We start from the raw sequence: 25836 nt of genomic DNA, 5'->3' as shown, positions 1-25836 counted from the left end.
GCGCCCCAGCGCGTCGGCCTCCATCGGGTCGCCCAGAATGGTGCCGGTGCCGTGCGCCTCGATGTAATCGACGCTGCGCGGGTTGATACCGGCGTCTTTGTAGGCCTTGCGCAGCACCTCGGCCTGCGCGTCCGGGTTGGGGGCGAGCATGCCGTTGGACCGGCCGTCGTGGTTGATCGCGCTGCCCGCGATGACGGCCAGGATCTCGTCACCGTCGCGGCGGGCGTCGCTCAGCCGCTTGAGCACCAGCATGCCGCCGCCCTCCGAGCGCGAATAACCGTTGGCGTCAGAGGAAAACGACTTGATCCGGCCGTCGGGCGCGAGCACCCCGCCGACTTCGTCGAAGCCGATCGTCACCAGCGGGGTGATCATCGCGTTGACGCCGCCGACCACCGCCACGTCGGCCTCGCCGGACCGCAGGGCCTGCACGCCCTGGTGGGCGGCGACCAGTGAGCTCGAGCACGCGGTGTCGATCGCCATGGACGGGCCACGGAAGTCGTAGAAGTACGACACCCGGTTGGCGATGATCGAACTGGTGGTGCCGGTGATCGCGTACGGGTGGGCGGTCGTCGGATCGGCCACCGCCAGGAACTGGTAGTCGTTGTTGGAGGCTCCGATGTAGACGCCGACGTCGGTGCCGCGCAGGCTGGAGGCGGGAATGCGGGCGTTCTCCAGCGCTTCCCAGGTGAGCTCCAGCGCCATCCGCTGCTGCGGGTCGATGTTGTCGGCTTCCATCTTCGACAGCGCGAAGAACTCGGCGTCGAAACCCTTGATGTCGGACAGGTATCCGCCGCGGGTGGCGGCCTTGGCCACCCGCTCGGCGATGCGGGGTTCGGCCAGGAACTCCGACCAGCGACCCTCGGGCAGGTCGGTGATCGCGTCGCGGCCCTCCAGCAGCGCCTGCCACATCTGCGCGGGGGTGTTCATGTCACCGGGGAAGCGGGTCGCCACACCCACGATCGCGATGTCCTCGACATCGGCCGCGCGCGACCAGTCCTCGCCCTCGTCGTCGAACTCCAGCTCGGGTTCGCCTTCGATGATCACAGTGGCCAGCGACTCGATCGTCGGATGCCGGAAGGCCACCGTCGCGGTCAGCGTGACGCCGGTGAGGTCTTCGATGTCGCTGGCCATCGCCACCGCGTCCCGCGACGAAAGGCCCAGTTCGACCATCGGGGTGGACTCGTCGATCGCATCGGGCGCCTGCCCGGTTGCGTTGGCCACCCAGTTGCGCAGCCATTCGCGCATCTCCGGCACCGTCATGTCGGTGCGGGCGGGGGCCAGTTCCGCCGCCGAAGAGGCGAGCGTGATCTCGTCGGGAGTATCGGGCGCTTCGGGCGTGTGTGATTCAGACATGAGGCCTCACCTCGTGCGAAGGGGCAGCCACCCCTTCGTCCGCGAACTTCCTTCGGTCGTCATTCCGCTTCATCAGGGAAGGCATTGGCCACCTTCCCGCTGCGCAGGGTGCCGTCCAGGTAGGCCGCGCGGCACGCCCGCCGGCCGATCTTGCCGCTGGAGGTACGAGGGATCGCGCCCGCCGGGGTGAGCAGCACGTCGCGCACCGTCACGCCGTGCCGCACCGCGATGGCGGCGCGGATATCGTCGGAGATCGGACCCAGCTCCATCTTGTGCGAGCCCGGAGCGCGCTCGGCGACGATGACCAGCTGCTCGGAGCTGTCGTCGGCATCGCGCTTGAGCCCGGCGTGGGCGTTGTCGAACACCTCGTCGGGCAGCTGGTTGGCCGGCACCGAGAAGGCGGCGACGAAGCCGGTCCGCACGGCCTTGGTGGCTTCCTGAGCGGAATACTCCAGGTCCTGCGGGTAGTGGTTACGGCCGTCGATGATCACCAGGTCCTTGACTCGCCCGGTGATGTACAGGTCGCCGTCGTAGAACGCGCCGAGGTCGCCGGTGCGCACCCACGTCGCGTCATCGGCCGCACCCTCGGCATGCGACGGGCTGGTCCGCGACTTGAGGGTGTTCTGGAACGTGGCGACTGTCTCGTCAGGCTTGTTCCAGTAGCCGGTGCCCATGTTCTGCCCGCTGATCCAGATCTCGCCGATCTGCCCGTCGGGAAGCTCCGAGGCCGCCTCATGGTCGACGATCACCGCCCATTCGGCGACGCCGATCTTGCCCGCAGAGGCCTGCGCGACGGCCTTCGGCGAGTCGTCGGGAACCACCACGAACCGGCCGCTGTTGAGCTCGTCGCGATCGACCGCGACGATCTTGGGCTCTTCGGACGCCGGAGTGGTCGACACGAACAGGGTGGCTTCGGCCAGGCCGTAGGACGGCTTGATGGCCTTGGGCTGGAAGCCGAACGGCCGGAACGCATCGTTGAAGCGCGCCACGGTGGCGGCCGAGATCGGCTCGCTGCCGTTGAGGATCGCCTTGACGTGGGACAGATCCAGCGGCTCTTCGTCGTCCTTGGGCACACCGCGGGCGGCGGCGTGATCGAAGGCGAAGTTGGGCGCCACCGAGATGGTGCCGCCGGTGTCACCCTCGCGGTAGGCCAGCTCGCGGATCCAGCGGCCGGGCCTGCGCACGAACGCGGCCGGCGTCATGAACGTGAAGTAGTGACCGATCAACGACGGCAGCAGCGCGGTGACCAGACCCATGTCGTGGAAGAACGGCAACCAGGACACGCCCCGGTCGCCTTCCTCGCCCTCGAGCGCCTCGATCACCTGCACCACGTTGGTGGCCAGGTTCAGGTGGGTGATCTGCACACCGCTGGGGATCCGGGTGGACCCGGAGGTGTACTGCAGGTAGGCGATGGTGTTCTCGTCGACGGCGTCGAAGATCTCCCAGGTCGACCCCACCTCGTCGGGGATCGCGTCCACGGCGATCACGCGGGGACGTTCCTTGGCCGGGCGGCTGCGGAAGAACTTGCGGACCCCTTCGGCGGCGTCGGTGGTGGTGAGGATCGCCGAGGCCCCGCAGTCGTCCAGCACGGCGTGCAGGCGGCCCACGTGGCCGGGCTCGGAGGGGTCGAACAGCGGGACGGCGATCCGGCCGGAGTACATCGTGCCGAAGAAGGCGATCAGGTATTCGAGGTTCTGCGGGCACAGGATGGCGACCCGGTCGCCGGGCTGGGTCACCTGCTGCAGCCGGGCGGCGACCGCACGGTTACGGGTGCCGAAGTCGGCCCAGGTCAGTTCGCGCGCAACCCCGTCGCGTTCGACCGAGAAATCCAGGAAACGGTAGGCGGTCTTGTCCCCCCGGACCTTGGCCCAGCGCTCCACGTGCTTGACCACACTGGCGCCCTCGGGGAAGGTGATCAGGCCGTTCTTGATGAACGGGTTGTGGAACGGCATACCAATCTCCTGTCAGAAACACATCTATGTCGGGCCCTGCGGCGGCCGCGCATGACATCGCGCCACCGGTCGCCCTGCGTCGCGGGCCCCAAACCTCACAGATCGTACAGAGCCGGCCCGGTCCCATCTGGGACCTAGAGGCTCGGTCGGCTCGGGGTGCCGCTGACACTCGCAGCTCTTATTTTTTCCTTAATGTTAGGCGTAGTCGCGGCGGCGGCCAAATCGTCGGTCGCCGAAGCTCCCACGTCATCCGTGTTTCGGGTGCGGCGCGTTCTCGATGAGGTCACGCGCCCAATTCAGTGTCCACTGCGTGGCCGTTTGGCCGTCGAGGTTCCAGAACTGCGGCGTGTTGTACAGCGCATGCACCGGCTGCCCGGCGCCACCGGCCAGCACGTCGAGCGTGGTCGGCAGGTTGGTGATGTTGAACGCCTGCTGGGGGGCCGCACAGATCAGATCGCCTGCCCCGCAGATCTCGTTGGTGCGGTTGTTCAGCGCGCCGAATCCGCCCGGCCGCTCACCGGTCATGGTCAGCCCCATCGCCGAGAGCGCGGGAAGTTCGTGCAACGTGATCTCGGCGCCCTCGCCGGGCGGATTGGGGCCGATGTCCTGCCCGACGCCCTCCTGGCGGCGACCGTCGGCGATCAGCGTCACACCGAGGACCAGATCCTCGTCCACCGGGCCGCGCCCGTTGCCGATGTCGCTGGCGATATCGCCGGCGATCACCGCACCCTGAGAGAAGCCGGCCAGCACGTAGCTGGTCAGCGGGCAGCGCTCGTTCATGTCGGTGATCGCCTTGACCGCCGCCCGGGTGCCCTCGGCGCGGCTGTCGTTGTAGGACATCTGCTTGTCCGCGGACAGCGGGTTACGGAACTGCGCGGTGTAGGGCACGGTGTACACCTGCACCCGGTCGCTGCCGAACTGCGCGGCCAGCGGCCGGGTCACGTTGCCGATCAACGACAGCGGGAACTGGACCGGGTTCAGCGGATCATCCGTCGGCGACGACTCCCAGGTGCCGGGGATCGCGATCATCTGGACGTCCGGACAGCTGGCGTCCTGAAACTCCGGGCGCGGTTTGGTGGTACCGGGCGTGCTGGTCGGCGGCAGCGCGGTCGGCGGCACAGCCGAGGGCGGCGATTCCGGTCGCCGCACGACGATGACGATGATGGCGACGACGAGCGCCACGACGACGGCCATCGCACCCGCGGCGATCAAGGCGAGAATGCGGTGACGTCGACGCCGGGCGGTAGTCCGGGTGTTTCGAGCCATGGAAGGTGCGTTGTCTTCCTGTTAACAGAGCCGCTGGGTAGCGATCCGGATGTAATCGGCGGTGGCCTCGGTCACCTGCCGCTCGGGGGCCTTCGCCGGCGTGGTCGACGACCCCGAGTCGGTGACGTCGCTGCGCACCATGGGAGCGATGTAGTCCCAGACTGCCTGATCGCTCTGACCGGCCGCGTGAGCCTGGCAGACGTGGGACCCGATGCTCAATGCTTCCAGCTCACTCGAGGGGTGCACCCCCGCGGCGGTGAGCGCATCGAGGAATCCCCGCTGCGTCGGCGTGACATTCAGCTTGGTGGACTGATCGGCGTCTCCGAGCAGGACCCCCTGGCCGTGCACAGCCCCATAGGTCTGCTCGGCGGCCGGCGCGGCCGTGGTCACCAGATCCTCACCAGAGCTGCACGCGACCGTCAGGAGCGCGACCGGGGAGACCAGGCCGACGAGCAGCAGCGCGTGTCTTCTGACCACACTGTCCGAGCGCTGCACGCCTCCACGGTACCGGCTGCCCCTACGTGTCCCAGAGCTCCGAAAGATTGCGGAAAGTTAACAGTTCACCCGCAGTTGTGACCTATTTGATAGCCGCCGCGACGTCGCCCGCCATCGCCGCGAGCTGCGCCGACCAGTTGCCCCAGTCGTGGTTTCCGCCGGCCGGGAAGTCGAAGTGACCGTTGCGCCCGCCCAGCGAACGGTAGTGCGCGTAGAACGTCCGGTTGCTGCCCTGGGCCTGATCGCAGTAGCCGATCATGGCCGGCACGTCGCTGCAGGTCAGCGTCTGGGGGCTGAAGATCCACAGCCGGGTGTTGTTGTCCACCAGCAGCTGGGCGTGCACGTCGGGGTCGTGCCACTTCCACCGGCCCAGCTGGGCGGCCCCCCACATGGCCTGGGTGTTCACCCCGCCGAACTCGTTCATACCTGCGGTGATCGCACCGTTCTCGAACGTCCGTGAAGGGGTCAGGATGCCCGACATCGACCCGGCATAGCGATAGCGGTCGGGGTGGAAGGTGGCCTCCATCAGCGCACCGGTGCCGCCCTGCGCCGCGCCGACGATCGCGTGGCCGCCGGGCGCCAGCCCCTTGTTGGCGGCCAGCCAGTTCGGCAGCTCGTCGGACAGGAAGGTCTCCCACTGCCGGGTGCCGTCGGCCTCCCAGTTGGTGTAGAGGGTGAACGCACCGCTGGCCGGGGCGACCACCGAGATGCCCTTGCCTGCGAGGGTGTTCATCGCGTTGCCCGCGGTCACCCAGTTGCTGACGCCCTCGCCGGCGTTGTAGGCGTCGAGCAGCACCACGGCGTGCGGGCCGCCGGCCAGGAAGGCCACCGGGATGTCGCGGCCCATCGCCGGCGACGGCACCATCAGATATTCGACGTCGGCGGCGTGGCCGGCGGGTGCGGTGGCGCCCCACAGGCCAAGCGCCAGCACTGTGGCGCAGACACCCCGGAACAGGCTTGACAGACTCTTCATGGTCACCTCAAGTCGACTCGTCACGTGTGTAGCCCCGCCCCACCTGCAAGGTAGTGAATCACACCGCTTCCGCCGATGGTTCGGATACGCCAACGGCGACGACCCGAAGGTCGTCGCCGTTGGTCGTTGTCGACTGCTGCGATCAGGCGGTCGGCGTGGCGCCGAGCACGCGCTGGATGTCAGGCTTCATCTGCTGCAGCTGCTGACCCCAGTAGTTCCACTGGTGGGTGCCGTTGGCGGGGAAGTTGAACACCCCGTTGGTGCCACCCTTGGCCAGGTAGGTGTCGCGGAACGTCTTGTTGGTCCGCAGGGTGAAGCTCTCCAGGAACTTCGCGTTGAACAGGTTGCCGCTGCTGGTGCCGGCGTCCAGGTCGGACGGCTTGCCGTCACCGCAGTAGATCCAGATGCGGGTGTTGTTGTCGATCAGCGTCTGGATGTTGACCATCGGGTCGTTGCGCTTCCAGGCGCTGTTCGGGTCTTCGGTCGGACCCCACATGTCGTTGGCCTTGAAGCCACCGGCATCACCCATCGACAGGTTCACCAGCATGGGCCACCAGCCCTCGGAGAGGTTGAGGAACCCGGACAGCGACGCGGCGTACGGGAACTGCTCGGGATGCCAGATGGCCAGGGTCAGCGCGGCCGAACCGGCCATCGACAGACCGACCGCGGCGCTGCCGGTCGGCTTGACCTGACGGTTGGCCGACAACCAGGCGGGCAGCTCCTGGGTCAGGAAAGTCTCCCACTTGTAGGTCTGGCAACCGTTCTTGCCGCACGCCGGCTTGTACCAATCGGAGTAGAAGCTGGACTGGCCACCGACGGGCATGATCACCGACAGGCCGGAGTTGTAGTACCACTCGAAGGCCGGGGTGTTGATGTCCCAACCGTTGAAATCATCCTGAGCGCGCAGACCGTCCAGCAGATAGACCGCCGGAGAGTCCGGGCCACCGCTTTGGAACTGGATGCGGATGTTGCGTCCCATCCCTGCGGAGGGCACATCGAGGTATTCGACCGGGAGGCCCGGCTTGGAGAATGCTCCCGCCGTTGCGGAGCCGCCGACGACGCCGATCAGGCCCGGCAGCACGGCGGCAGCCGCGGCGGCTACCGTCAGCCGGCGCAACCAAACGCCGCGCAACTTCTCAACGAACTTCATTTATTTCCATCCTTTTTTGGGGGCCGCACCGCATGCGATCCACGCAGCCGTGCCCTGGTAGTCAACCACAAGTGGCGTGATCGTTCCTCTTCTGTGATGTGCTCGTGACCGCCCTCTCACCGGTTGATTGTGGCGATGAGGTCGGGTTTCAGGGCCGCCAACTGCGCTCCCCAGTACGGCCACGAATGGTTGCCGGACGGCGGGAAATCGAAGGTTGCGTTGGTGCCTCCGGCCGCGGTGTAGGCGGCTTGGAAAGCTCGGTTGCTCGCCACTGCCATCGACTCCAGGCTGGTGGCGCTGAGCGCCTGGCCGGGGTCGGACCCGGTGTCCAGCTCGGTCTGACCGCCGGGTGCGCAGTAGATCCACAGCCGGGTGCCGTTTCGGGCGATCGTGGCGGCCTGCACCACCGGGTCGTTGCGCTTCCACGCCGGGTCCCACGGGGCGCCCCACATGTTGTCGACGTTGTAGCCACCGGCGTCGAGCATCGCCACCCGGATGGCCTGCTGCATGAACAGCGCCGAGGGGTTGAGGAAGCCCGACAGCGACGCCGCGTACACGAACTGCGCGGGGTGGTAGGCCGACAGGATCAATGCCGCGCCACCGGACATCGACAATCCGACCACGCCGTTGCCGGTCTGCGAGACCTGCTTGTTGGCGGCCAGCCACTGCGGCAGCTCGCTGGTGAGGAAGGTCTCCCATTTGTAGGTGTAGGACTGCTTGTTGAAGCTCGACGGCGAATACCAGTCGCTGTAGAAGCTGGACTGCCCGCCGACCGGCATCACCACCGAAACGCCGGTGTCGTAGAACCATTCGAACGCCGGGGTGTTGATGTCCCAGCCGCTGTAGTCGTCCTGGGCGCGCAGGCCGTCCAGCAGATAGACGGCCTTGGCGCTGGTGCCTGATGTCGCCGGCCCAGCGGCTCCACCACCCTGGAACTGCACGCGGATGTTGCGGCTCATCGACGGCGAATAGACGTCGAGGTACTCCACCGGCAGCCCCTCCCGCGAGAACGCATGCGCGCTCGGGGTCACGCCGACCATCGCCGTCAGCGTGACCAGCAGCAGGGCAGCGGTGAGGGAGGCTCTCAACGCTCGAACCATCGGTAGCTCAACTCATTCGTTCACTCGCACGGCTCAACCAGCTGTCAGCACTGACATTGGTCGTGCCAAGCGATCTCACACTTGACCTGTGTATCGCCGCGATCTGACCGCAGCGTTACCGGCCGGGGCCCAGCTAGCTAACACTCCCCCGAGGGCTAGGGACCCGTGGCCGGTAAGCCAGTGTACGGGGTTCCCGGCAGCGGAGGCTCATCCAGACCGCAGCGGGCCAACTCGTAGGCGGGCACCCGATCGATGCGATAGCGGGTGAATTCCAGCGCATGCAGCACATTCGAGACGAACCGGCGGATGCCCAGCGGACCCCGGATCGAGTTCAGCATCGCATCGGTCTGCGGGCAGCCCAAGGCCACCTCGGCCTCCTTGATCCAGCCCTCGTCGAGGTAGGGCGGAACATAGGGGTGCTCCTTGAGCCAGGGGCCCTCGGCAACCGCCCAGTCCGGGAACAGGTTCTTGTCATGACCGATCCGGCCGTCGTCCAGACGCGCGGTGTGCGCGGCGATCGGGTTGGCCAGGCCGATCTGGTCGATCACCCGGACGTTCAGCCCGACATTCATGCCGAGCATGCCAAGGTTGGTGAAAAACACTGTGTGAGGAGCTATTTGGCGACGCCAGCTGTCCATCGAGACACCCTGCGGGGGTGGCGGCGGCGGGTAGGCGGGCACCACGTCCCACTGGTCGTAGTTGCCCGACGGCAGCAGTAGCGCACCGTCGGGGGTGTTGTTGATCGCGGTCAGCACCGCGCGCATCCGCGGATAGTCCAGGTAGTCGGCAGCAGTCAACGGGTGGGCGTGCCCGGTGGCCTGGGAGTAGAACCGCCGCTCGTCGACGATGCCCGAATAGGTGACCCGGGTGGCGTCGGCGCCCATCCCCGGCGAATTCGCCGCCCAGACCGACCAGCCGACGACTCCGCACCACAGTGCGGCGGTCGCGCCGGCCAGCACGACGCCGCGGTCGCGGGCCGAGGCGATGCTGTCGGGCAGCACGACCGGAATCACCGCGATCGGCGCCAGCAAGCAGAACACCGGTGTCAGCAAAACCCGCCCGTGCATGAAGTCGCCGCCCTGACGGATCCAGTACAGGCCCTGCAGCAGACCGCTGACGAGCATGAAAACCACGACGGCGGTGGGGCTTTGGATACGATCCCGCCACCGCGCGGCGGGGGCGACACCCCGCGGGCGGGCCGCCACCACGACCGCGCCGAGCGCGATCAGCAGCAGTGCCGCCAACCACAGCGCGTAGGGCCGGTTGAAGTTGGCCAGATAGATCAGCCCCTGGCTCCACTTGTCGCCGGACGCGTCCTTGGCCAACGCGGTCTGCGGGAAAAGCAAGCCGTAGTAACCCATTCGGAAGATCTGATAGCCGACCGGAAGCAGACCACCGGCCACCACGATGAGTACCCGGGCGGCCCACCCACGGGCGGCCACCAGCATCATCACCAACGCCAGCCCGCCGATCAGCGCGAGCTCGGGGCGGACCAGCACGCTCAGGCCGGCGACGAAGGCCAGCGCCGCGGTGAATACCGGGCCGCCGCGCTCCAGGCGGGGATGCTGGGACCAGGCCACCATCATCCACCACAGCAGGCCCAGCCAGGCGAGCACCAGGCCGTTCTCCAGACCGGAGGTGGCGAAGTCACGCGCGGGCGGAATCGCGATGTACACCAGCGCACCGGCCGGCAGAAGCAGCGCGCGGCGCCCCTGCAGCGCAGGCGCGAAGAGCCGGCCGGTTCCGAGCATGACGAACAGCACGCCCGCCACGGACAGCGTCAGCGCCAGCGTCAGCGCGACGTACTCCAGCCGCACCGGGCCACCGACGAGACCACCGAAGTAGGTCAGAAACGTCCACATCGTGGAGGTGTTGGACTCCACCCGCTCGCCGGCGTTGAACACCGGCCCGTTGCCGGCCAGCAGATTTCGTACGGTCCGCAGCACGATCAGGCCGTCGTCGGCGATCCAGCGCCGTTGCCACGCCCCCCAGAACCACAACACGCAGATCACCACGACACCGACTCCGAGGCTGACCCGGGCCAGCGGCCGCAGCGGGAACGCCCGCGCCCACGGCATCGTCACGCCGCCGGCGTCGGCCGCGTCGGATTGCGGTGTCAGTACCTCAACTGAAGGCGATTGCTGCACCGATGGTCCCGATCCACGCCAGCAACAACAGCTGCAGCACCCGATCCTTCAGCGCGATGTCCTCGGGTTCGCCGGCCAGTCCACCGTCGACGTCGACGGCGTAGCGCAGGATCGCGATGGTGATGGGGATGATCGTGACCGCGTACCACGACGCGTTCGCGCCGTCCCGCTCGAAGGCCCACAGGCTGTAGCAGACCACCATCGCGGTGGCCGCCACCGTCCAGACGAACCGCAGATAGGAAGCCGTGTAGCTCTCCAGCGACTTGCGGATCTTGGCGCCGGTGCGTTCGGCGAGTTGCAGTTCGGCATAACGCTTTCCGGCCACCATGAACAGCGAGCCGAAGGTCATCACAAGCAGGAACCACTGCGACAGCGGGATGCCGGCCGCCGCCCCGCCTGCGATGGCCCGGATCAGGTACGCCGACGACACGATGCAGATGTCCAGCACCGCTTGGTGTTTGAGCCCGAAGCAGTACGCCAGCTGCATGGCGATGTAGACGGCGATGACGATCAGCAGATTGACCGAGGCCAGCAGCGAGAGCGCGAGCGCGCCGATACCGAGGACGACGGCCACGGTGTAGGCCAGCCACTCCGGGACCACACCCGCGGCGATCGGGCGGAAGCGTTTGGTCGGATGCTGACGGTCGGCCTCGACGTCGCGCGAGTCGTTCACCAGATAGATGCACGAGGCGGCCAGTGAGAACGCGGCGAACGCGATCAGGATCTTGATCGCGACCTGGTCGTAGTCATAGGTCACCTCGCCGCCGAGTGCGGCGATCGGGGCGAGCAGCACCAGCAGGTTCTTGACCCACTGACGGGGGCGAATCGCCTTGATGAGCCCGGTGACCACGTTGCCCGTCGGCCCGGCGACCGGCGGTGCTTCCTCACTCATGGGCGCTCACTTCCGCGTCTCCTCCTGCGGTGAGGCGAAACAGCCGACCGTCGACGCGACCGCGGCGCCGACCGCCGCCCCGGCAAGCACGTCGGTGGGGTAATGCACCCCGAGCACCAGCCGGGACACCGCCATCGCGGGCACCACGATCAGCGGCAGCCGCGAGCGGGTGGCCCGGCTCAGCAGCATAGCCGCGGCAGTGGTGGACGTGGCGTGGGCAGACGGAAAGCTCAGCGCACTGGGCGTGCCGACATTGACCGCGATCGCCGGGTGGCTGGGCCGCTTACGGCGGACCACCAGCTTGATCGCGATCGCGGCCGCGTGCGCCGCCACTGCGCCGATACCCACCAGTGCCCAGTCGCGGCGGCGCTTGGGCATCGCCAGCGCACCGAGTGCCGAGATCGCCACCCAACCCTGGGCGTGCTCGCCGAAATGCGACATCGCCCGGGCCACCTCGATCACCGCGGGCTTGCCCAGCGCGGACTGGACGGCGACCAGGGCGGCGACTTCACCGCTGGCGGGCGGGGCAACCGGCTCCGGCACCGCGGGCTCAGGCATGGGTGGACGAGTTCTCGAGCAGCACGGTCTCCCACTTCTCCTTGCTGGACAGCACCGGCAGCGCCTTGCGGTAGACGCGGCGCATGCGGTTGTACTTGCGGGCCAGCGCGACGTGCTGGCGCAGCGAGGCGCGCAGCAACGCGAACATCTTGGCCCGGTCCCGCTGGCGGTAGACCACCCCGCGGCCGTCGGCAGTGGTCACCGTGACCCCGTCGACCTTGCACAACAAGAACCAGCGGGCGTCCTGGGTGGGGACGTTGAGCTGAGGCCGCTCGTGGTGTGCCGGGTTCTCCTTGCGGAGCTGGTGCAGCACACCACGGGTAAGCCGAAAACCGATGGCGGGTAACGAGACCGGCGGCTTGTGCACCTTGGTCCGGCCGCTGGCCTTGGGCAGCGAGGTGGCGCCCGCAAGGGTGATCGCGTCCGGATACTGCTCGCGCATCTTGCGGATCTCCGGCAGCGCGGACTCCAGGATGGAGAAGATGTGCTCGGGCCCGGCCAGGAAGTCCGCGATCGCCCGGTTCTGAATGGCGACAGTCGAATATTCAAGGCAGAGAAGGTGTTTGAAGGTGGCCTTGAGCGAGCTGGCGAGCAGCCCGCTGATGGGTCCGTCCCAGTGCAGTGCCGAGACCACCAGCCGGTTACGCAGGTGGAAGTAGGCCTGCCAGTCGATCGCGTCGTCCTTGTCGCTCCACGCCATGTGCCAGATCGCGGTGCCGGGCATGGTGACCGTGCCGTACCCGTGTTCGCCGGCGCGCAGGCCGTAGTCGGCGTCGTCCCATTTGATGAACAGCGGCAAGGGCTGGCCCAGCTCCTCGGCGACCTGCCGCGGGATCATGCACATCCACCAGCCGTTGTAGTCGACGTCGATGCGCCGGTGCAGCGCCAGGCTGCGCTCGTCGTCGTCGGCCAGCGGGTATTTCGCGAAGTCGTGGTCGTAGGCGGTGTGTGGCGCGTTGGTCCACATGAAGTCGGCCCGGTCCACCACCTCGCCCATCACGTGCAGGTGCGACGGCTCCTGCAGGTTGAGCATCTGGCCGCCGATCAGGGTGGGCGACTTGGCGAACCGGTTGAGCGCCAGGGCCCGCAGGATCGAATCCGGCTCGATGCGAATGTCGTCGTCCATGAACAGGATCTGTTCGCAGTCGGTGTTCTTCAGCGCCTCGTACATCACCCGGCTGTAGCCGCCGGACCCGCCGAGATTGGGTTGGTGATACACGAAGAGCCGGTCGCCGAGCCGCTCGGCAGCCGCCGGGAAGTCGGGGTGTGCGGTGGACTTGTTGGTGCCCTGGTCGGTGACGATCACCGCGCCGATCACCTCGTCCACCAACGGATCCGCGGTCAGCGCCCGTAGGGCGTTGACGCAGTCGGCGGGGCGGTTGAACGTCGGGATGCCCACCGTGATGTTGGCCCGGCCCGGGGCGGGCACGGCCGCATACCAGGCCGCCTTGTGCAGGGTGACCTTGCTGTCGGTGGTGATGTCGAACCAGATCCAGCCGCCGTCTTCGAATGGCTCCAGGCCGATCTCGAACTCGGCGGACGTCGGCGTGGTGGCGTCCGGGCTGCTGACCTCGGCGCCGCCGACCGTGATGCGGGCGCCGGTCGCCTTGGACCGATAGACGTCGACGCGCGCGGAGCCGGTCAGTTCGACGCGCAGCACCACCGACTCCAGCGTCGACCAGCGCCGCCAGTAGCTGGCCGGGAACGCGTTGAAGTATGTCGCGAACGACACTTCGGACTCGGCGCCGATCTCCAGCGTGGTGCGGGTGGGTGCGTGCGCCCGGCGGGCGTTGGTGTCGGACTCTTCGATGTAGAGCTTGCGCACGTCCAGCGGTTCGCCCGGCCGCGGAAGAATGATCCGGGCCAGGAGGCTGACGGCCTTGCTTTCGCCGGCCGCGATGGGACCGGACGGAATCTCGCTCATTCTGTGCTGCTTTCGGTCACGGTCAGCGGCGCCCCGTCCCGCAGGTGCGGCGCCAGGACGTTGTCGTACATGTTGAGCGCGCTGGCGATCGCCATGTGCATGTCCAGGTATTGGTAGGTGCCCAGCCTGCCGCCGAAGAGGACCTTCGCGGCGGCCGTTTCCTGCCGGGCCCGGGCCCGATAGGCGGTCAGCAGGGCGCGGTCGGTTTCGGTGTTGATCGGGTAGTACGGCTCGTCGTCGTCGTCGGCGAACCGCGAGTACTCGCGCATGATCACGGTCTTGTCGGTCGGGTAGTCGCGCTCGGGATGGAAGTGGCGAAACTCGTGGATGCGGGTGTACGGCACGTCGATGTCGTTGTAGTTCATGACGGGCGTGCCTTGAAAGTCCCCGCAATCGCTCAAAACCTCGACCTCGAAGTCGAGGGTGCGCCAGCCCAGTCGGCCCTCGGCGTAGTCGAAATAGCGGTCCAGCGGGCCGGTGTACACGACCGGGGCATCCGGGTTCTCGGCGCGCACCGCGTCGCGGACGTCGAACCAGTCGGTGTCCAGCCGGACCTCGATGCGGTCGTCGGCGGCCATGTTCTTCAGCCACGCGGTATAGCCCTCGACCGGCAGACCCTCGTAGGTGTCGTTGAAGTAGCGGTTGTCGAAGGTGTAGCGCACCGGCAGGCGGTTGATGACGGCCGCCGGCAGTTCGGCGGGGTCGGTCTGCCACTGCTTGGCGGTGTAGCCCTTGACGAACGCCTCGTAGAGCGGGCGACCGATCAGGGAGATGGCCTTCTCCTCGAGGTTGGCGGCCTCGTCGGTCGCGAACTCCGCGGCCTGCTCTTGGATCAGCCGGCGAGCCTCGTCGGGGGTGAAGTACTTGCCGAAGAACTGCGCCACCAAGCCCAGCCCCATCGGGAACTGGTAGGCCTGGCCGTTGTGCATCGCGAAGACCCGGTGCTGGTATCCGGTGAAGTCGGTGAACTGCCGGACGTAGTCCCAGACCTTCGTGTTGGAGGTGTGGAACAAGTGGGCGCCGTAGCGGTGGATCTCGATGCCGGTCTGCGGCTCCGGCTCGGAGTAGGCATTGCCGCCGATGTGTGACCGGCGTTCGACTACCAGAACGCGCTTGCCGAGCTGGCTGGCCGCCCGCTCGGCGATGGTCAGGCCGAAGAAGCCGGAGCCGACGACGATCAGGTCGAAGGAGCCTGACGCGACCCGGGAAGGTGAAGAGCTCATCGGCGCCTAGGTTATCGGACGACGGCCGTGTGACCCGCATCGCAAGCCCGTGCGCCAGCGGGAAATCAAGTGGGCTCGTAACGAATCAAGGTCGCAATTGGCTCACGATTCCGCATCGTCACTCTAGACCCAGCAGTCCCAGCCGTACCATCAAACACGTTGGTTTCGGCGTCGGCGCACGGCCGGTGATCGAGACCGCGAAGTAGTTCAGACACGAAGCGTTGTCTAGATATTGAGGAGACTTCCGTGCCGAACCGACGTCGACGCAAGCTCTCGACAGCCATGAGCGCAGTCGCCGCCTTGGCCGTCGCAAGTCCTGTTGCCGCTATTGGCGTGATCGAGCTGACCACCCCCGACCAGAAGGCACCCGAGCACCGCGAGTTCGTCCGCGCGGCGGTGGTGACCGACCTGCCGAACGAATTGATGTCCGCGCTGCAGCAGGGCCTGTCGCAGTTCGGGATCAACCTGCCGCCGCTGCCGACGGGCCTGAGCCCGGCAGGTGCCCAGCCCGCGCAGGCCGGTCCGACGCTGACCACGCCGAGCCTGACCGCTCCGGGTCTGACCACGCCCGGCCTCACCACGCCGGGCCTGACCACGCCGAGCCTGACCACGCCCGGTCTCACCACCCCGAGCCTGACCACACCCGGTCTCACCACGCCCGGTTTGACCACGCCCGGTCTCACCACGCCCGGCCTGACCACACCTGGTCTCACCACCCCGAGTGTCAGCACACCGGGCCTGACGACACCCAGCCTGTCCACGCCGGGGCTCACCACCCCCGGACTGACGACCCCGGGGGCCACGGTGCCGTCGGCGTCGGCGTCGCTCACCGATCCGGGGCTGACCAACCCGGCGCTGACCACGCCGCAGCTCGGCGCAGGCACTCCGTCGCTGACCGCTCCCGGGCTGACCAGCCCCTCGGCGACCGGCCTCGGCTTGCCCAACGAGCAGCCGATCAGCGCCCCGCTGGGACCGGTGGCCGGGACCTACCCGATCCTCGGGGATCCCTCGCTGGCCATGCCTGCCGCACCGGCGGCCTCCGGCGGGATCATCAGCGACCTGAGCAGCGCCGCCAATCAGCTCGGCGTCGGTCAGGCCATCGACCTGCTCAAAGGTGTAGTTATGCCGTCGATCACCCAGGCGATCCAAGGCGCCTCCACGGCGGCCGCCGCTACCCCACCGGCAGCGGCAGCCCCGGCGGGTTAACCAAGACCTGTGTCGGAACGGCACCGCAGGGTGGGTCAGGGCCGCTAGGTCAGTGAACCCGGAGAGGCCCCTGCGGTGCCGTTGCAGGTCTCAGCAATCACTTTCTTCCCACTGGTCCGTGTCGAAACACTGGTATCAGAGAGCTCATACGTAACATCGCCTTGTGCTGTCCCGTCGACCCGCGCCGTCGATCGTGTTCACCGCAATCGCGGCGACCGTCGTCATCTTGCCGTGGGCCGTCACCGGAGTACCCGGCAGCGAGCACAAAGACTCGACCAGCGCCGCGGACACCGTGCTGACCCAGCAACCGCTGACCGGGCTGGGCGGCGGTGAGACCGTCCGCGAGATCAGCCAGTCGACACCGTTCTCGATGGTGGCGCTGACCGGAAGCGACCTCACCGGAACGTCGGCCCGGGTGCGCGCGAAGCGGCCCGACGGCAGCTGGGGTCCCTGGTACAAGGCCGAGACACTTGAGTCCAACGCCGACGACAGCCAGCACGGCGGGCCCCGCGGCACCGACCCGGTGTTCGTCGGCACCACCACCGACGTGCAGATCGCGGTGACCCGGCCGCCCAACGCCCCGGTCACCACCGCTGCACCCGACACCGGGCTCGACGCGGGTAAAGAACTCGGCTACGTCCCCGCCACCGCCGAACAGCCCTTCGCGCAGAACATCTCGGCCGTGCTCATCACCCCGCCGAAAGCACCCGTCGACTCACAGTGGACCCCACCCACCGCTGCCCTGGGACCCGGTCAGCCGCCGAACATCATCAGCCGCGCGCAGTGGGGCGCCGACGACCACATGCGCTGCGGAAACACCACCTACGGCAACGGTATTCGCGCCGCCGTGGTCCACCACACCGCGGGCAGCAATGACTACGCACCCGAGGACTCCGCGGCCATCGTCCGGTCGATCTACGCCTACCACACCCGCACCCTGGGTTGGTGCGACATCGCCTACAACGCCCTGGTGGACAAGTACGGCCAGGTGTTCGAAGGACGTGCAGGCGGTATCACCAAAGACGTACTCGGCTCGCACACCGGGGGATTCAACACCGATGTGTGGGGTGTCGCGATGATCGGCGACTTCGAGACCGTCCCGCCCACCGATATCACGATCCGCACGGTCGGCCGGTTGCTCGGCTGGCGACTGGGCCTGGACCGGGTCAACCCGCTGGGGACGGTCATGTTGCGTTCGGCAGGCGGCGAGTACACCTTCTTCGCCGGCGGGACCACCCCCACGCTGCCGACGATCTTCGCGCACCGCGACGTCGGCAACACCGAGTGTCCCGGCAATGCCGGCTACGCCGCACTCGGTCAGATCAGGGACATCGCCGCACGATTCAACCGGCCACCGGACCTCGTCGACTCGCTGCGCGGCGGTGCGATCTTCGCCAAGTGGGAAGCCATGGGCGGCAAGGACGGACCGCTCGGCGAGCCGACGTCCCCGGAGGCCTCGGCCGACGGCGACGCCCGGTACGTCACGTTCGAACACGGCGCGATCTACTGGTCGCCCGCCAGCGACGCGCAACCGCTGACCGGCGCGATCTACGAGGCATGGGCATCGCTGGGCTACGAGCGCGGCGCGCTGGGCCTGCCGACCAGCGGGGAGATCCAGGAACCGGAGTGGATCGTGCAGAACTTCCAGCACGGCACGCTGAACTTCGACCGGCAGACCCACAACGTCCTGCGGGTGGTCGACGCGCTGACACTCGTGATGCCGCCACCGCCCGCCGACGGCCCACCCGTCCAGCTGGAGCGGTTCAGCCGGATCTCAAATCCGGTCAGCTAGACGCCGATTCGGCCCTAGAGCCACCACCGTTCCAGCACCCGGGCCAACCCGTCATCGGTGTTGGCGGTGGTCACCTCGTTGGCAGCCGCGACCGCCTCGGGGTGGGCATTACCCATTGCCACACCATGGCCGGCCCAGCGCAACATCGGGACGTCGTTGGGCATGTCGCCGAACGCCACCACGTCCTCGGCGGTGATCTCCAGTGGCCGGGCGATCTCGTCGACGCCGGTGGCCTTGCTGGTTCCGATCGGATTGATCTCGATCAGGCCGTTGTTGGTGGAATAGGTGATATCACCTTGGACACCAATGTGTTTGGCCAACACAGCAGCCATGTCCGAACTGCGCGCACCGGCCTTGCGGATCAGAAGTTTCACCGCGGGCGCACTCAGCAGATCCTCCATCGACACCTCGGTGTTGTCCGGGTTGAGCCACGCGTGCTCGTAGCCGGGCGAGCTGACGAACTGCGGCGTCGCCGAGTCGTGCGCGCTGCGCCCGACGCGCTCGACGGCCAGGCCGGCACCCGGGATCACTCGGCCGGCGATCTCGGCGAGCTCGGTCAGCACGTCGACCGGCAGGGTGCGGGCGGAGATGATGCGGTCCGCAGCCGCGTCGTAGATCACCGCGCCGTTGGCGCACACCGCCATCGGCGCGAACCCGAGCGCCTCGACCACCGGCGGCACCCAGCGCGGCGGGCGGCCGGTCGCCAGGACGAACTGCACCCCCGAGTCCACGGCGGCCAGCACCGCCTGGCGGGTCCGCGGCGTGATGCGCTCGTCGTCGTCGAGCAACGTGCCGTCCACGTCGGTGGCGATCAGAGCGGGCAGCATCAGTGGTGCTCCCGGGCCCGGCGAGCACGTTCGGCGAGTTCGGCCTCGTCCAGCCGCTTGGCGTCTTCCAGGGTCGGCGCACCGCCGCCGAGCGACGCCGGCACCCAGTGCGCGCCGGGCGGATGCGGATAGGCCAGCTGTACCTCGCGCAGGATCGCGCCCATCTGCTCGCGCAGCGCCGATTTGAGGACCGCGGGTGTCCCAGCCGGCGGCAGTGGCCGACCGAACCGCACGGTGAAAGGAATCTTGCTGCGGCGCAGCTGTTTTGGATGATCCTTCGTCCACACCCGGTGCGCCCCCCAGACGATGCAGGGAACGATCGGGACCTGCGCCTCCAGCGCCATGCGAGCCGCCCCGCTCTTGAAATCCTTCAGGACGAAGGCGCGGCTGATGGTCGCTTCGGGATACACCCCGACCAGCTCACCGGCTTTGAGCTGGCGAACCGCTTCGGCGTAGGCCTGCGCGCCGGCCTGACGGTTCACCGGGATCGTCCCCGTGTGCCGGATCAGGAAGTTCACCACCCGGACATCCTGCATCTCGGCCTTGATCATGAAGCGCACCCGACGTCTGCGCCGCCGGGTGCCCAGCGCGGCAGGCAGAAAGTCGACATAGCTGGTGTGATTGATCGCGACCACGGCCCCGCCGCTCGCGGGAAGGTTGTCCAGGCCCTCGAACGTGATCTTGGTCCCCGCCGCCCTGACCACGATCGAGGCGACGATCTCCAGGGTGCGGAAAACAGGCTCCACGTCGGCTACCCCGGCGGACCCGGTCGTTGCGCCCGTCTGGCCGCCTTCTCGGCCGCCTCCGCCGCTTCCATCTCCGCGGCCTGCGCCAGGGTGGGCGCACCTCCGCCGAGCCGGTGCGGCACCCAGAACTCGCCCGCGGGGTACGGTCCGTACTGGTCCTGCACCTGCTCGAGAAGATGCTGCATCCGCGAGTGCAGCAGGGCGGTCAGCTCAGTGGCGGGCAGGGTCGGTGCGATGGGCTCGCCCACCGCGATCGAGATGGGGACCCTGGGTCGCCACATCTTGCGCGGGTGGCCCTTGGTCCAGATCCGCTGGGCGCCCCAGACGATGTGCGGGATGATCGGCACGTCAGCCGCGATCGCCATTCGCGCGGCGCCGGATTTGAACCCCTTGAGCTCGAAGCTGCGGCTGATCGTCGCCTCGGGATACACCCCCACGAGCTCGCCGGCCTTCAAGGCCAGACAGGCCGCGTCGAAGGAGGCAGCGCCGCTGTCCCGATCCACCGGGATGTGCCGCAGGCTGCGCATGATGGGGCCGGTGACCTTGGCGTCGAAGACTTCCTGCTTGGCCATGAACCGCACCTTGCGGCCATGGCCTTGCAGGTAGGCGGGCAGACCGGCGAACGTGAAGTCGAAATAGCTGGTGTGGTTGATCGCGATCACCGCGCCACCGGTGGCGGGCAGGTTCTCCACCCCGGTCACGGTGAACTTCAGCCCCTGGACGCGCCAGACGAGGCGGGCGAGCTGGATGACAGTCCCGTATACCGGTTCCACAGCGGTCAGCCTAGCTCGCGAACCGATGGCAGCTAAGCTCGTGGCGGGTGCAGCGAGCACGCGGAAGGGGATTTGTGCAGGTCACCAGCATCGGCCACGCCGGTTTTCGGATCGATACCCAGGCGGGAAGCATCTTGTGCGACCCGTGGCTGAACCCCGCGTATTTCGGTTCGTGGTTCGTCTTCCCCGACAACAGCGGACTGGACTGGGCCGCCCTGGGCGACTGCGACTACCTCTACGTCTCACACCTGCACAAAGACCACTTCGACCCGAAGCTGCTCACCGAGCATGTCAACAAGGACGCGGTCGTGCTGCTGCCGGACTTCCCGGTGCCCGACCTGCGGCGTGAACTCGAGAAGGTGGGCTTCCACCGGTTCTTCGAGACCGCCGACTCGGTCAAACATCGCCTCAGCGGCCCCAAGGGCGACCTGGACGTGATGATCGTCGCGCTGCGCGCACCGGCCGACGGCCCCATCGGCGACTCCGGACTGATCGTCTCCGACGGCACCACCACCGTGTTCAACATGAACGACTCGCGACCGCTGGCGGTGGACGTGCTGGCCGACGCGTTCGGCCACATCGACGTGCACATGCTGCAGTACTCGGGCGCAATCTGGTACCCGATGGTCTACGACATGCCCGACCGGGCCAAGCAGTCGTTCGGTACCCAGAAGCGCCAGCGCGGAATGGACCGCTGCCGGCAGTACATCGCCGATGTCGGCGCCACCTGGGTGATCCCGTCGGCAGGGCCGCCGTGCTTCCTCGATCCCGCGCTGCGCGACCTCAACGACGACCACGGCGACCCGGCCAACATCTTCCCCGACCAGATGGTCTTCCTGGAGCAGATGCGAATCAACGGACATCACGGCGGTCTGCTGATGATCCCCGGCTCGGTGGCCGAATTCACCGGGCCACAACTGGATTCACTGCAGCACCCGCTCCCCACCGCCGACGTCGAGGCCATCTTCACCACCGGCAAGGCCGACTACATCGCCGACTACGCCGAGCGGATGGCACCGGTGCTGGCCGCCGAGAAGGCAAGCTGGGCGCCGGCGACCGGCGAGTCGCTGCTGGAGCCGCTGCGCGCCAAGTTCGAACCGATCATGCTGCAGAGCGACCAGATCTGCGACGGCATCGGCTATCCCGTGGAGCTGCGGCTCGGCCCGGAGACCGTCGTGCTGGACTTCCCCAAACGCGCGGTGCGAGAACCGGTTGCCGACGAGAAGTTCCGCTACGGATTCGAGATCGCCCCCGAGCTGGTGCGCACCGTGCTGCGTGACGACGAGCCGGACTGGGTCAACACCATCTTCCTGTCCACCCGGTTCCGGGCCTGGCGGGTCGGTGGCTACAACGAGTACCTGTACACCTTCTTCAAGTGCCTGACCGACGAGCGGATCGCCTACGCCGACGGCTGGTTCGCCGAGGCGCACGACGACACCTCCGACATCACCCTGGACGGCTGGACGATCCAGCGACGCTGCCCGCACCTGAAGGCGGACCTGTCGAAATTCGGTGTGGTGGAAGGGTCGACGCTGACGTGCAACCTGCACGGCTGGCAGTGGAACCTGGAGAACGGCCGCTGCCTGACGACCAAGGGCCACGAATTGCGGTGCTCCCGGCCATGACGGCGCCGCCGCAGCAGTTCTATGACGACGGCCTGGTACAACTGGACCGTTTCGCATTGACGTTGCGGCGCTACCACTTTCCGTCGGGCACCGCGAAGGTGATCCCACTGACGGCGATCAAGGGCTACAAAGCGGAGCCGCTGGGCCTGTGGATGCAGCGCTTTCGGCTCTGGGGCAGTTCGGATCTGCGGCGCTGGCTGCCGCTGGACATCTATCGTCCGGTCAAGTCGACCCTGGTCACCCTGGACGTGCCCGGAACCCATCCGAGCCCGGCGTTCACCCCGGTCAAGCCGCGCGAGTTCCTGGCGGTGCTCGATGAATTGCTCGAGGGCTAGGGCTGCCAGACCAGTTGGCGCAGTTCGGATGCCGCGTCGCTGGCGGTGTCGTACACCCGCACGATGGCTTCGTCACCAGGCTGCAGATAGGTGGACTCGCCCAGTTCGGTGTAGCGCGTCGCGCCGATACCGATCAGCACTCGCTGCGGCCTACCGGAAGCCACCATCAGCGCACCGACGTCCTCCAGCGGGGTGTCCGGCGATCCCTTCTGGTTGGCCAGCCGCTCGACGATCCAGTCCAACAGCACCTCGCCGTAGTACGAGTAGCCCAGCAGCGGGCTGTCCACTCCGTACTCGTGATGCACGCCGTCGGCGGTCCGCAGGTGGCACAGCAGCCGCAGCGTCGCGGTCGGGCCGTCCGGGGTGAGATCGCTGATGTCGAAGAACTGGTGCGCAACGCCTTTGGAGGCCGGACCCCAGTTCTTCTTGTAGCTGATCTTGGGCGCGTTGGGCCGGCGGATCGAGCAGTCGTTGAACGCGCCGAGCGCGAACGGCCGCAGCGTGACTACGGTGTCGCCGTCCCACACCACATCGCACGCCAACCCGACCTCGGGCTCGATCTGCAGGTTCAGCGGTCCGTCCGCCTCGCTCGCCGCCGGCACCATCAGCGCGTCGTGCGAGAGCGGGAACTCCCCCAGGAAGCTGTCATTGCCGGGCGCGTACCAGGGGAAGATGCCCTTGGGCGCGACACCCTCGCTGGCGACGTTGACGAAATCGACTGCCTCACCGGCTTGTTCGAGATGGCCGGCGAAATTTCCGGCGACGCCGAAGCCGAACCAGCTTTTGACCTCATCGAGGTCGAGTTCGATCACGGTTGCAGGACCTCCGTCCCCACGTAGGGCACCAGGGCGGCGGGAACACGCACGCTGCCGTCGGGCTGTTGATGGTTTTCCAGGATCGCGACCAGCCACCGGGTGGTGGCCAGGGTGCCGTTGAGGGTGGCCGCGACCTGCGGCTTGCCGTTCTCGTCGCGATAGCGGGTGGCCAGCCGACGCGCCTGGAACGTGGTGCAGTTCGACGTCGAGGTCAGCTCCCGGTAGGCCCGCTGGGTGGGAACCCATGCCTCGCAGTCGAACTTGCGCGCCGCCGAGCTTCCGAGATCACCCGCGGCCACGTCGATCACCCGGTACGGCACGTCGATCAGCTCGAGCATCTGGCGCTGCCAGCCCAGTAGCCGCTGGTGTTCGGCCTCGGCTTCTTCCGGCCGGCAGTAGACGAAGGCCTCCACCTTGTCGAACTGATGCACCCGGATGATGCCGCGGGTGTCCTTGCCGTAGCTGCCGGCCTCACGCCGGAAGCACGACGACCAGCCGGCGTAGCGCAGCGGCCCGCCCGACAGGTCGAGGATCTCGTCGGCGTGGTAGCCGGCCAGCGGGACCTCCGAGGTGCCCACCAGATAAAGATCGTCGTCGGCGAGATGGTAGATCTCGTCGGAGTGGGCGCCGAGGAATCCGGTGCCTGCCATCACCTCGGGACGCACCAGCACCGGCGGGATCATCAGGGTGAAGCCGTTCTCGGTCGCCAGCCGCACCGCCAGCTGCAGCAGTCCGAGCTGCAGCAGCGCGCCGCGGCCGGTCAGGAAGTAGAACCGCGAGCCCGACACCTTCGCGCCGCGTTCCATGTCGATGAGCCCGAGCGCCTCACCGAGTTCGAGGTGATCCTTCGGGTCCTCGATCTCGCGCGGCGCGCCCACCACGTCGAGCACGACGAAATCGTCCTCACCACCGGCCGGGACGCCATCGATGATCACGTTGCCGATGCCCAGGTGCGCGGCACTGAACGCCGCCTCGGCCTGTGTCTGCGCGGCTTCGGCGGACTTGACCTGGGCGGCAAGTTCTTTGGCCTGCTCCAGCAGGGCGGGCCGGTCTTCCGGGGACGCCGAGCCGACCATTCTGCTGGCGGCCTTCTGCTCGGCCCGCAGCGAGTCGGCGGTCGATATCGCCGCCCGGCGCGCGGTGTCGGCGTCCAGCAGGGCGTCGACGAGGCCCGGGTCCTCACCACGGCTGAGCTGGGACCGCCGTACCGCATCGGGGTCGTCGCGCAGCAGTTTCAGGTCGATCACGCCCGCAACCCTAGCCACTGTCCGCGTCCGCCGCGCCGGCCCCTCCGGCCATCGGCACAGCACAACCCCATAACTTTACAACTGCATCACTTGTCACACGGCTCGGCGCGCCTGCCACAATGGAGCCGATGTTGCAGTTATTCGAGCGCGACGACGTGACGCCCGAGCTGGAAGAACCCGGCTCGCCGCGGCGCACGTTCCTGGGCACGTTCGCTGCCACCTCGACGCGTCGCGCGCTGCTGCTGACCGCGCTGGGCGCCCTGCTGATCGCCGGTGTGGTCACCGCCCTGCCGATCGGACTGGGCAACCGCCTCACCGGATACGCCGGCTCCGACCCGCTGTCGGGCTCGGCCAAGGGCACCGCGGCCTTCGCGAAGGCCAAGGCCGGAACCTGCCTGAACTGGCCGGACAAGAACCCGGACTCGGCCAGCATCGTCGACTGCGCCAACGACCATCGCTTCGAGGTCGCCGAATCGGTGGACATGCGGACCTATCCGGGCACCGAATACGGACCCGACGCCGCGCCGCCGACGGCCGCGCGGATCCAGCAGATCAGCCTCGAACAGTGCCAGCCGGCCGTCGAGCGCTACCTGGGCGACAAGTTCGATCCCAACAGCAAGTTCACGATCAGCATGCTGTGGTCGGGCGACAAGGCCTGGAAGCAGGACGGCGAGCGGCGCATGTTGTGCGGCCTGCAGCTGCCCGGTCCGGACGGCCAGCAGATCGCGTTCAAAGGCCGGGTGGCCGAGATCGACCAGTCCAAGGTCTGGCCGGCCGGCACCTGCCTGGGCATCGATCCGTCCACCAACCAACCGACCGACGTCCCCGTCGATTGCGGCGCGCCGCACGCCATGGAGGTCACCGGCGCGGTGAACCTGGCCGAGAAGTTCTCCGGTGGGCTGCCCTCGGACGTCGACCAGGACGCGTTCATCAAGGACGCCTGCACCCGGATGACCGACGCCTATCTGGCGCCCCTGCAGCTGCGCTCCACCACCCTGACGCTCATCTACAGCACGATCTCACTGCCGAGCTGGACCGCGGGCAGCCATCAGGTGGCCTGCAGCATCGGCGCCACGCTGGGCAACGGGGGCTGGGCGACACTGATCAACCCGGCCAAGGGCGCGCTGCTGATCAACGGGATGCCGCCGGTGCCGCCGCCGGACATTCCCTCCGAGCGGCTGAACCTTCCGTCGATCCCGTTGCTGCCGGCCGTGCCGACCACCACGTACTCGCCGTCGACCAGCGACAGCACGCAGTACACCCAGACCCAGCAGCAGCCCACCCAGCACCTGCCACAGCAGTCGACCGCGCCGGCCACTCAGTCGCCTTCGCCCACCTCGACCGCGGCGCCGACCACCACCGCGGGCGCACCGCCGGCGGGCAACATCCTCAACGGCGAGTTCGTCCCGGCCGCCCCGCCGCCGCCCGCCGACGCAC

Annotated in this window: 22 protein-coding genes; 5 read left to right on the top strand and 17 right to left on the bottom strand. The window is 67.9% G+C overall.

The window, feature by feature from the left end; genetic code table 11:
- The 12 genes from MSZK_RS32965 to glf all read right to left on the bottom strand — a co-directional run.
- Nucleotides 1-1353, bottom strand: a 1353-nt coding sequence (locus MSZK_RS32965; RefSeq protein ID WP_304528950.1) for a type I polyketide synthase, incomplete at its 3' end; no start/stop codon positions are given.
- A gap of 59 nt (nucleotides 1354-1412) precedes the next feature.
- Nucleotides 1413-3305 carry a long-chain-fatty-acid--AMP ligase FadD32 gene (fadD32, locus tag MSZK_RS13450; protein WP_099248569.1) on the bottom strand — a complete coding sequence of 631 codons (1893 nt, stop codon included), beginning with the start codon at nucleotides 3303-3305 and terminating at the stop codon, nucleotides 1413-1415.
- Between the two features lie 246 nt (nucleotides 3306-3551).
- Complete coding sequence (locus MSZK_RS13445; RefSeq protein WP_099248567.1) at nucleotides 3552-4571, bottom strand: cutinase family protein; 1020 nt, start codon at nucleotides 4569-4571, stop codon at nucleotides 3552-3554.
- 21 nt (nucleotides 4572-4592) lie between these two features.
- A complete protein-coding gene (locus tag MSZK_RS13440) occupies nucleotides 4593-5066 on the bottom strand; it encodes a DUF732 domain-containing protein (protein ID WP_099248565.1) in 474 nt (157 codons plus the stop codon).
- An 82-nt stretch (nucleotides 5067-5148) separates the two neighbouring features.
- Entirely contained in the window at nucleotides 5149-6039 is an 891-nt protein-coding gene (locus tag MSZK_RS13435; protein ID WP_099248619.1) for an alpha/beta hydrolase-fold protein, read from the bottom strand.
- A gap of 142 nt (nucleotides 6040-6181) precedes the next feature.
- Nucleotides 6182-7189, bottom strand: coding sequence for an esterase family protein (locus MSZK_RS13430; RefSeq protein WP_099248563.1), 1008 nt, complete (start codon nucleotides 7187-7189; stop codon nucleotides 6182-6184).
- A 116-nt stretch (nucleotides 7190-7305) separates the two neighbouring features.
- Nucleotides 7306-8289 (bottom strand): alpha/beta hydrolase family protein, encoded by a 984-nt coding sequence (locus MSZK_RS13425; protein ID WP_099248561.1) that lies wholly within the window; start codon nucleotides 8287-8289, stop codon nucleotides 7306-7308.
- A gap of 155 nt (nucleotides 8290-8444) precedes the next feature.
- Nucleotides 8445-10367 carry a flagellar motor control protein ZomB gene (gene zomB, locus MSZK_RS13420; protein ID WP_099248617.1) on the bottom strand — a complete coding sequence of 641 codons (1923 nt, stop codon included), beginning with the start codon at nucleotides 10365-10367 and terminating at the stop codon, nucleotides 8445-8447.
- A 46-nt stretch (nucleotides 10368-10413) separates the two neighbouring features.
- Entirely contained in the window at nucleotides 10414-11328 is a 915-nt protein-coding gene (locus MSZK_RS13415) for a decaprenyl-phosphate phosphoribosyltransferase (RefSeq protein WP_099248559.1), read from the bottom strand.
- A gap of 6 nt (nucleotides 11329-11334) precedes the next feature.
- A complete protein-coding gene (locus MSZK_RS13410; protein WP_099248557.1) occupies nucleotides 11335-11886 on the bottom strand; it encodes a phosphatase PAP2 family protein in 552 nt (183 codons plus the stop codon).
- Nucleotides 11879-13810 (bottom strand): glycosyltransferase, encoded by a 1932-nt coding sequence (locus MSZK_RS13405; RefSeq protein WP_099248555.1) that lies wholly within the window; start codon nucleotides 13808-13810, stop codon nucleotides 11879-11881. The genes MSZK_RS13410 and MSZK_RS13405 overlap by 8 nt, the downstream gene beginning before the upstream one ends.
- Complete coding sequence (gene glf / locus MSZK_RS13400; protein WP_099248553.1) at nucleotides 13807-15033, bottom strand: UDP-galactopyranose mutase; 1227 nt, start codon at nucleotides 15031-15033, stop codon at nucleotides 13807-13809. Before glf ends, MSZK_RS13405 begins: the two co-directional genes overlap by 4 nt.
- A 246-nt stretch (nucleotides 15034-15279) precedes the next feature.
- On the opposite strand from glf, the gene MSZK_RS13395 reads away from it, so the two are divergent.
- Nucleotides 15280-16239, top strand: coding sequence for a hypothetical protein (locus tag MSZK_RS13395; RefSeq protein ID WP_099248551.1), 960 nt, complete (start codon nucleotides 15280-15282; stop codon nucleotides 16237-16239).
- Nucleotides 16240-16402: 163 nt separating this feature from the next.
- Nucleotides 16403-18031 (top strand): N-acetylmuramoyl-L-alanine amidase, encoded by a 1629-nt coding sequence (locus tag MSZK_RS13390; protein WP_099248549.1) that lies wholly within the window; start codon nucleotides 16403-16405, stop codon nucleotides 18029-18031.
- Between the two features lie 14 nt (nucleotides 18032-18045).
- Here the strand turns inward: MSZK_RS13390 and MSZK_RS13385 are convergent, their stop codons facing one another.
- Genes MSZK_RS13385 through MSZK_RS13375 form a run of 3 tightly spaced genes read right to left on the bottom strand, consistent with a single transcriptional unit; the run spans nucleotide 18046 to nucleotide 20377 of the window.
- Nucleotides 18046-18858, bottom strand: coding sequence for an HAD family hydrolase (locus MSZK_RS13385; RefSeq protein ID WP_199203318.1), 813 nt, complete (start codon nucleotides 18856-18858; stop codon nucleotides 18046-18048).
- Nucleotides 18858-19604, bottom strand: coding sequence for a 1-acyl-sn-glycerol-3-phosphate acyltransferase (locus MSZK_RS13380; RefSeq protein ID WP_099248547.1), 747 nt, complete (start codon nucleotides 19602-19604; stop codon nucleotides 18858-18860). The genes MSZK_RS13385 and MSZK_RS13380 overlap by 1 nt, the downstream gene beginning before the upstream one ends.
- 5 nt (nucleotides 19605-19609) lie before the next feature.
- Nucleotides 19610-20377 carry a 1-acyl-sn-glycerol-3-phosphate acyltransferase gene (locus MSZK_RS13375; RefSeq protein WP_099248545.1) on the bottom strand — a complete coding sequence of 256 codons (768 nt, stop codon included), beginning with the start codon at nucleotides 20375-20377 and terminating at the stop codon, nucleotides 19610-19612.
- 74 nt (nucleotides 20378-20451) lie between these two features.
- On the opposite strand from MSZK_RS13375, the gene MSZK_RS13370 reads away from it, so the two are divergent.
- Both MSZK_RS13370 and MSZK_RS13365 read left to right on the top strand, forming a co-directional pair.
- Nucleotides 20452-22002 carry an MBL fold metallo-hydrolase gene (locus MSZK_RS13370; protein ID WP_099248543.1) on the top strand — a complete coding sequence of 517 codons (1551 nt, stop codon included), beginning with the start codon at nucleotides 20452-20454 and terminating at the stop codon, nucleotides 22000-22002.
- Nucleotides 21999-22337 (top strand): hypothetical protein, encoded by a 339-nt coding sequence (locus tag MSZK_RS13365; protein ID WP_099248613.1) that lies wholly within the window; start codon nucleotides 21999-22001, stop codon nucleotides 22335-22337. The genes MSZK_RS13370 and MSZK_RS13365 overlap by 4 nt, the downstream gene beginning before the upstream one ends.
- On the opposite strand, the gene MSZK_RS13360 is transcribed toward MSZK_RS13365, so the two are convergent.
- Nucleotides 22334-23149, bottom strand: coding sequence for a DUF5718 family protein (locus MSZK_RS13360; protein WP_099248541.1), 816 nt, complete (start codon nucleotides 23147-23149; stop codon nucleotides 22334-22336). The genes MSZK_RS13365 and MSZK_RS13360 overlap by 4 nt on opposite strands.
- The gene (gene serS / locus MSZK_RS13355; protein WP_099248539.1) at nucleotides 23146-24399 is read right to left on the bottom strand and encodes a serine--tRNA ligase; all 1254 of its coding nucleotides are present in this window, start codon (nucleotides 24397-24399) and stop codon (nucleotides 23146-23148) included. Before serS ends, MSZK_RS13360 begins: the two co-directional genes overlap by 4 nt.
- A 119-nt stretch (nucleotides 24400-24518) precedes the next feature.
- Here serS and MSZK_RS13350 point away from each other — a divergent pair.
- Nucleotides 24519-25836 (top strand): septum formation family protein (locus MSZK_RS13350; protein WP_142389922.1); only part of this gene is annotated, 1318 nt, incomplete at its 3' end.

The sequence above is a fragment of the Mycobacterium sp. shizuoka-1 genome (assembly GCF_002723835.1).
Lineage (GTDB): Bacteria > Actinomycetota > Actinomycetes > Mycobacteriales > Mycobacteriaceae > Mycobacterium.
The sequence above is the reverse complement of the archived record's forward strand: the minus strand, read 5'-3'. Positions and strand labels throughout refer to the sequence as shown.

Bases quoted from the DNA above. Each gene is read 5' to 3' on its own strand.
- MSZK_RS13410 (WP_099248557.1), bottom strand. From the start codon at position 11,886: ATGCCTGAGCCCGCGGTGCCGGAGCCGGTTGCCCCGCCCGCCAGCGGT.
- MSZK_RS13365 (WP_099248613.1), top strand. From the start codon at position 21,999: ATGACGGCGCCGCCGCAGCAGTTCTATGACGACGGCCTGGTACAACTG.
- MSZK_RS13430 (WP_099248563.1), bottom strand. From the start codon at position 7,189: ATGAAGTTCGTTGAGAAGTTGCGCGGCGTTTGGTTGCGCCGGCTGACG.
- MSZK_RS13445 (WP_099248567.1), bottom strand. From the start codon at position 4,571: ATGGCTCGAAACACCCGGACTACCGCCCGGCGTCGACGTCACCGCATT.
- MSZK_RS13405 (WP_099248555.1), bottom strand. From the start codon at position 13,810: ATGAGCGAGATTCCGTCCGGTCCCATCGCGGCCGGCGAAAGCAAGGCC.
- MSZK_RS13415 (WP_099248559.1), bottom strand. From the start codon at position 11,328: ATGAGTGAGGAAGCACCGCCGGTCGCCGGGCCGACGGGCAACGTGGTC.
- glf (WP_099248553.1), bottom strand. From the start codon at position 15,033: ATGAGCTCTTCACCTTCCCGGGTCGCGTCAGGCTCCTTCGACCTGATC.
- MSZK_RS13425 (WP_099248561.1), bottom strand. From the start codon at position 8,289: ATGGTTCGAGCGTTGAGAGCCTCCCTCACCGCTGCCCTGCTGCTGGTC.
- zomB (WP_099248617.1), bottom strand. From the start codon at position 10,367: ATGCCGTGGGCGCGGGCGTTCCCGCTGCGGCCGCTGGCCCGGGTCAGC.
- MSZK_RS13385 (WP_199203318.1), bottom strand. From the start codon at position 18,858: ATGCTGCCCGCTCTGATCGCCACCGACGTGGACGGCACGTTGCTCGAC.
- MSZK_RS13435 (WP_099248619.1), bottom strand. From the start codon at position 6,039: ATGAAGAGTCTGTCAAGCCTGTTCCGGGGTGTCTGCGCCACAGTGCTG.
- fadD32 (WP_099248569.1), bottom strand. From the start codon at position 3,305: ATGCCGTTCCACAACCCGTTCATCAAGAACGGCCTGATCACCTTCCCC.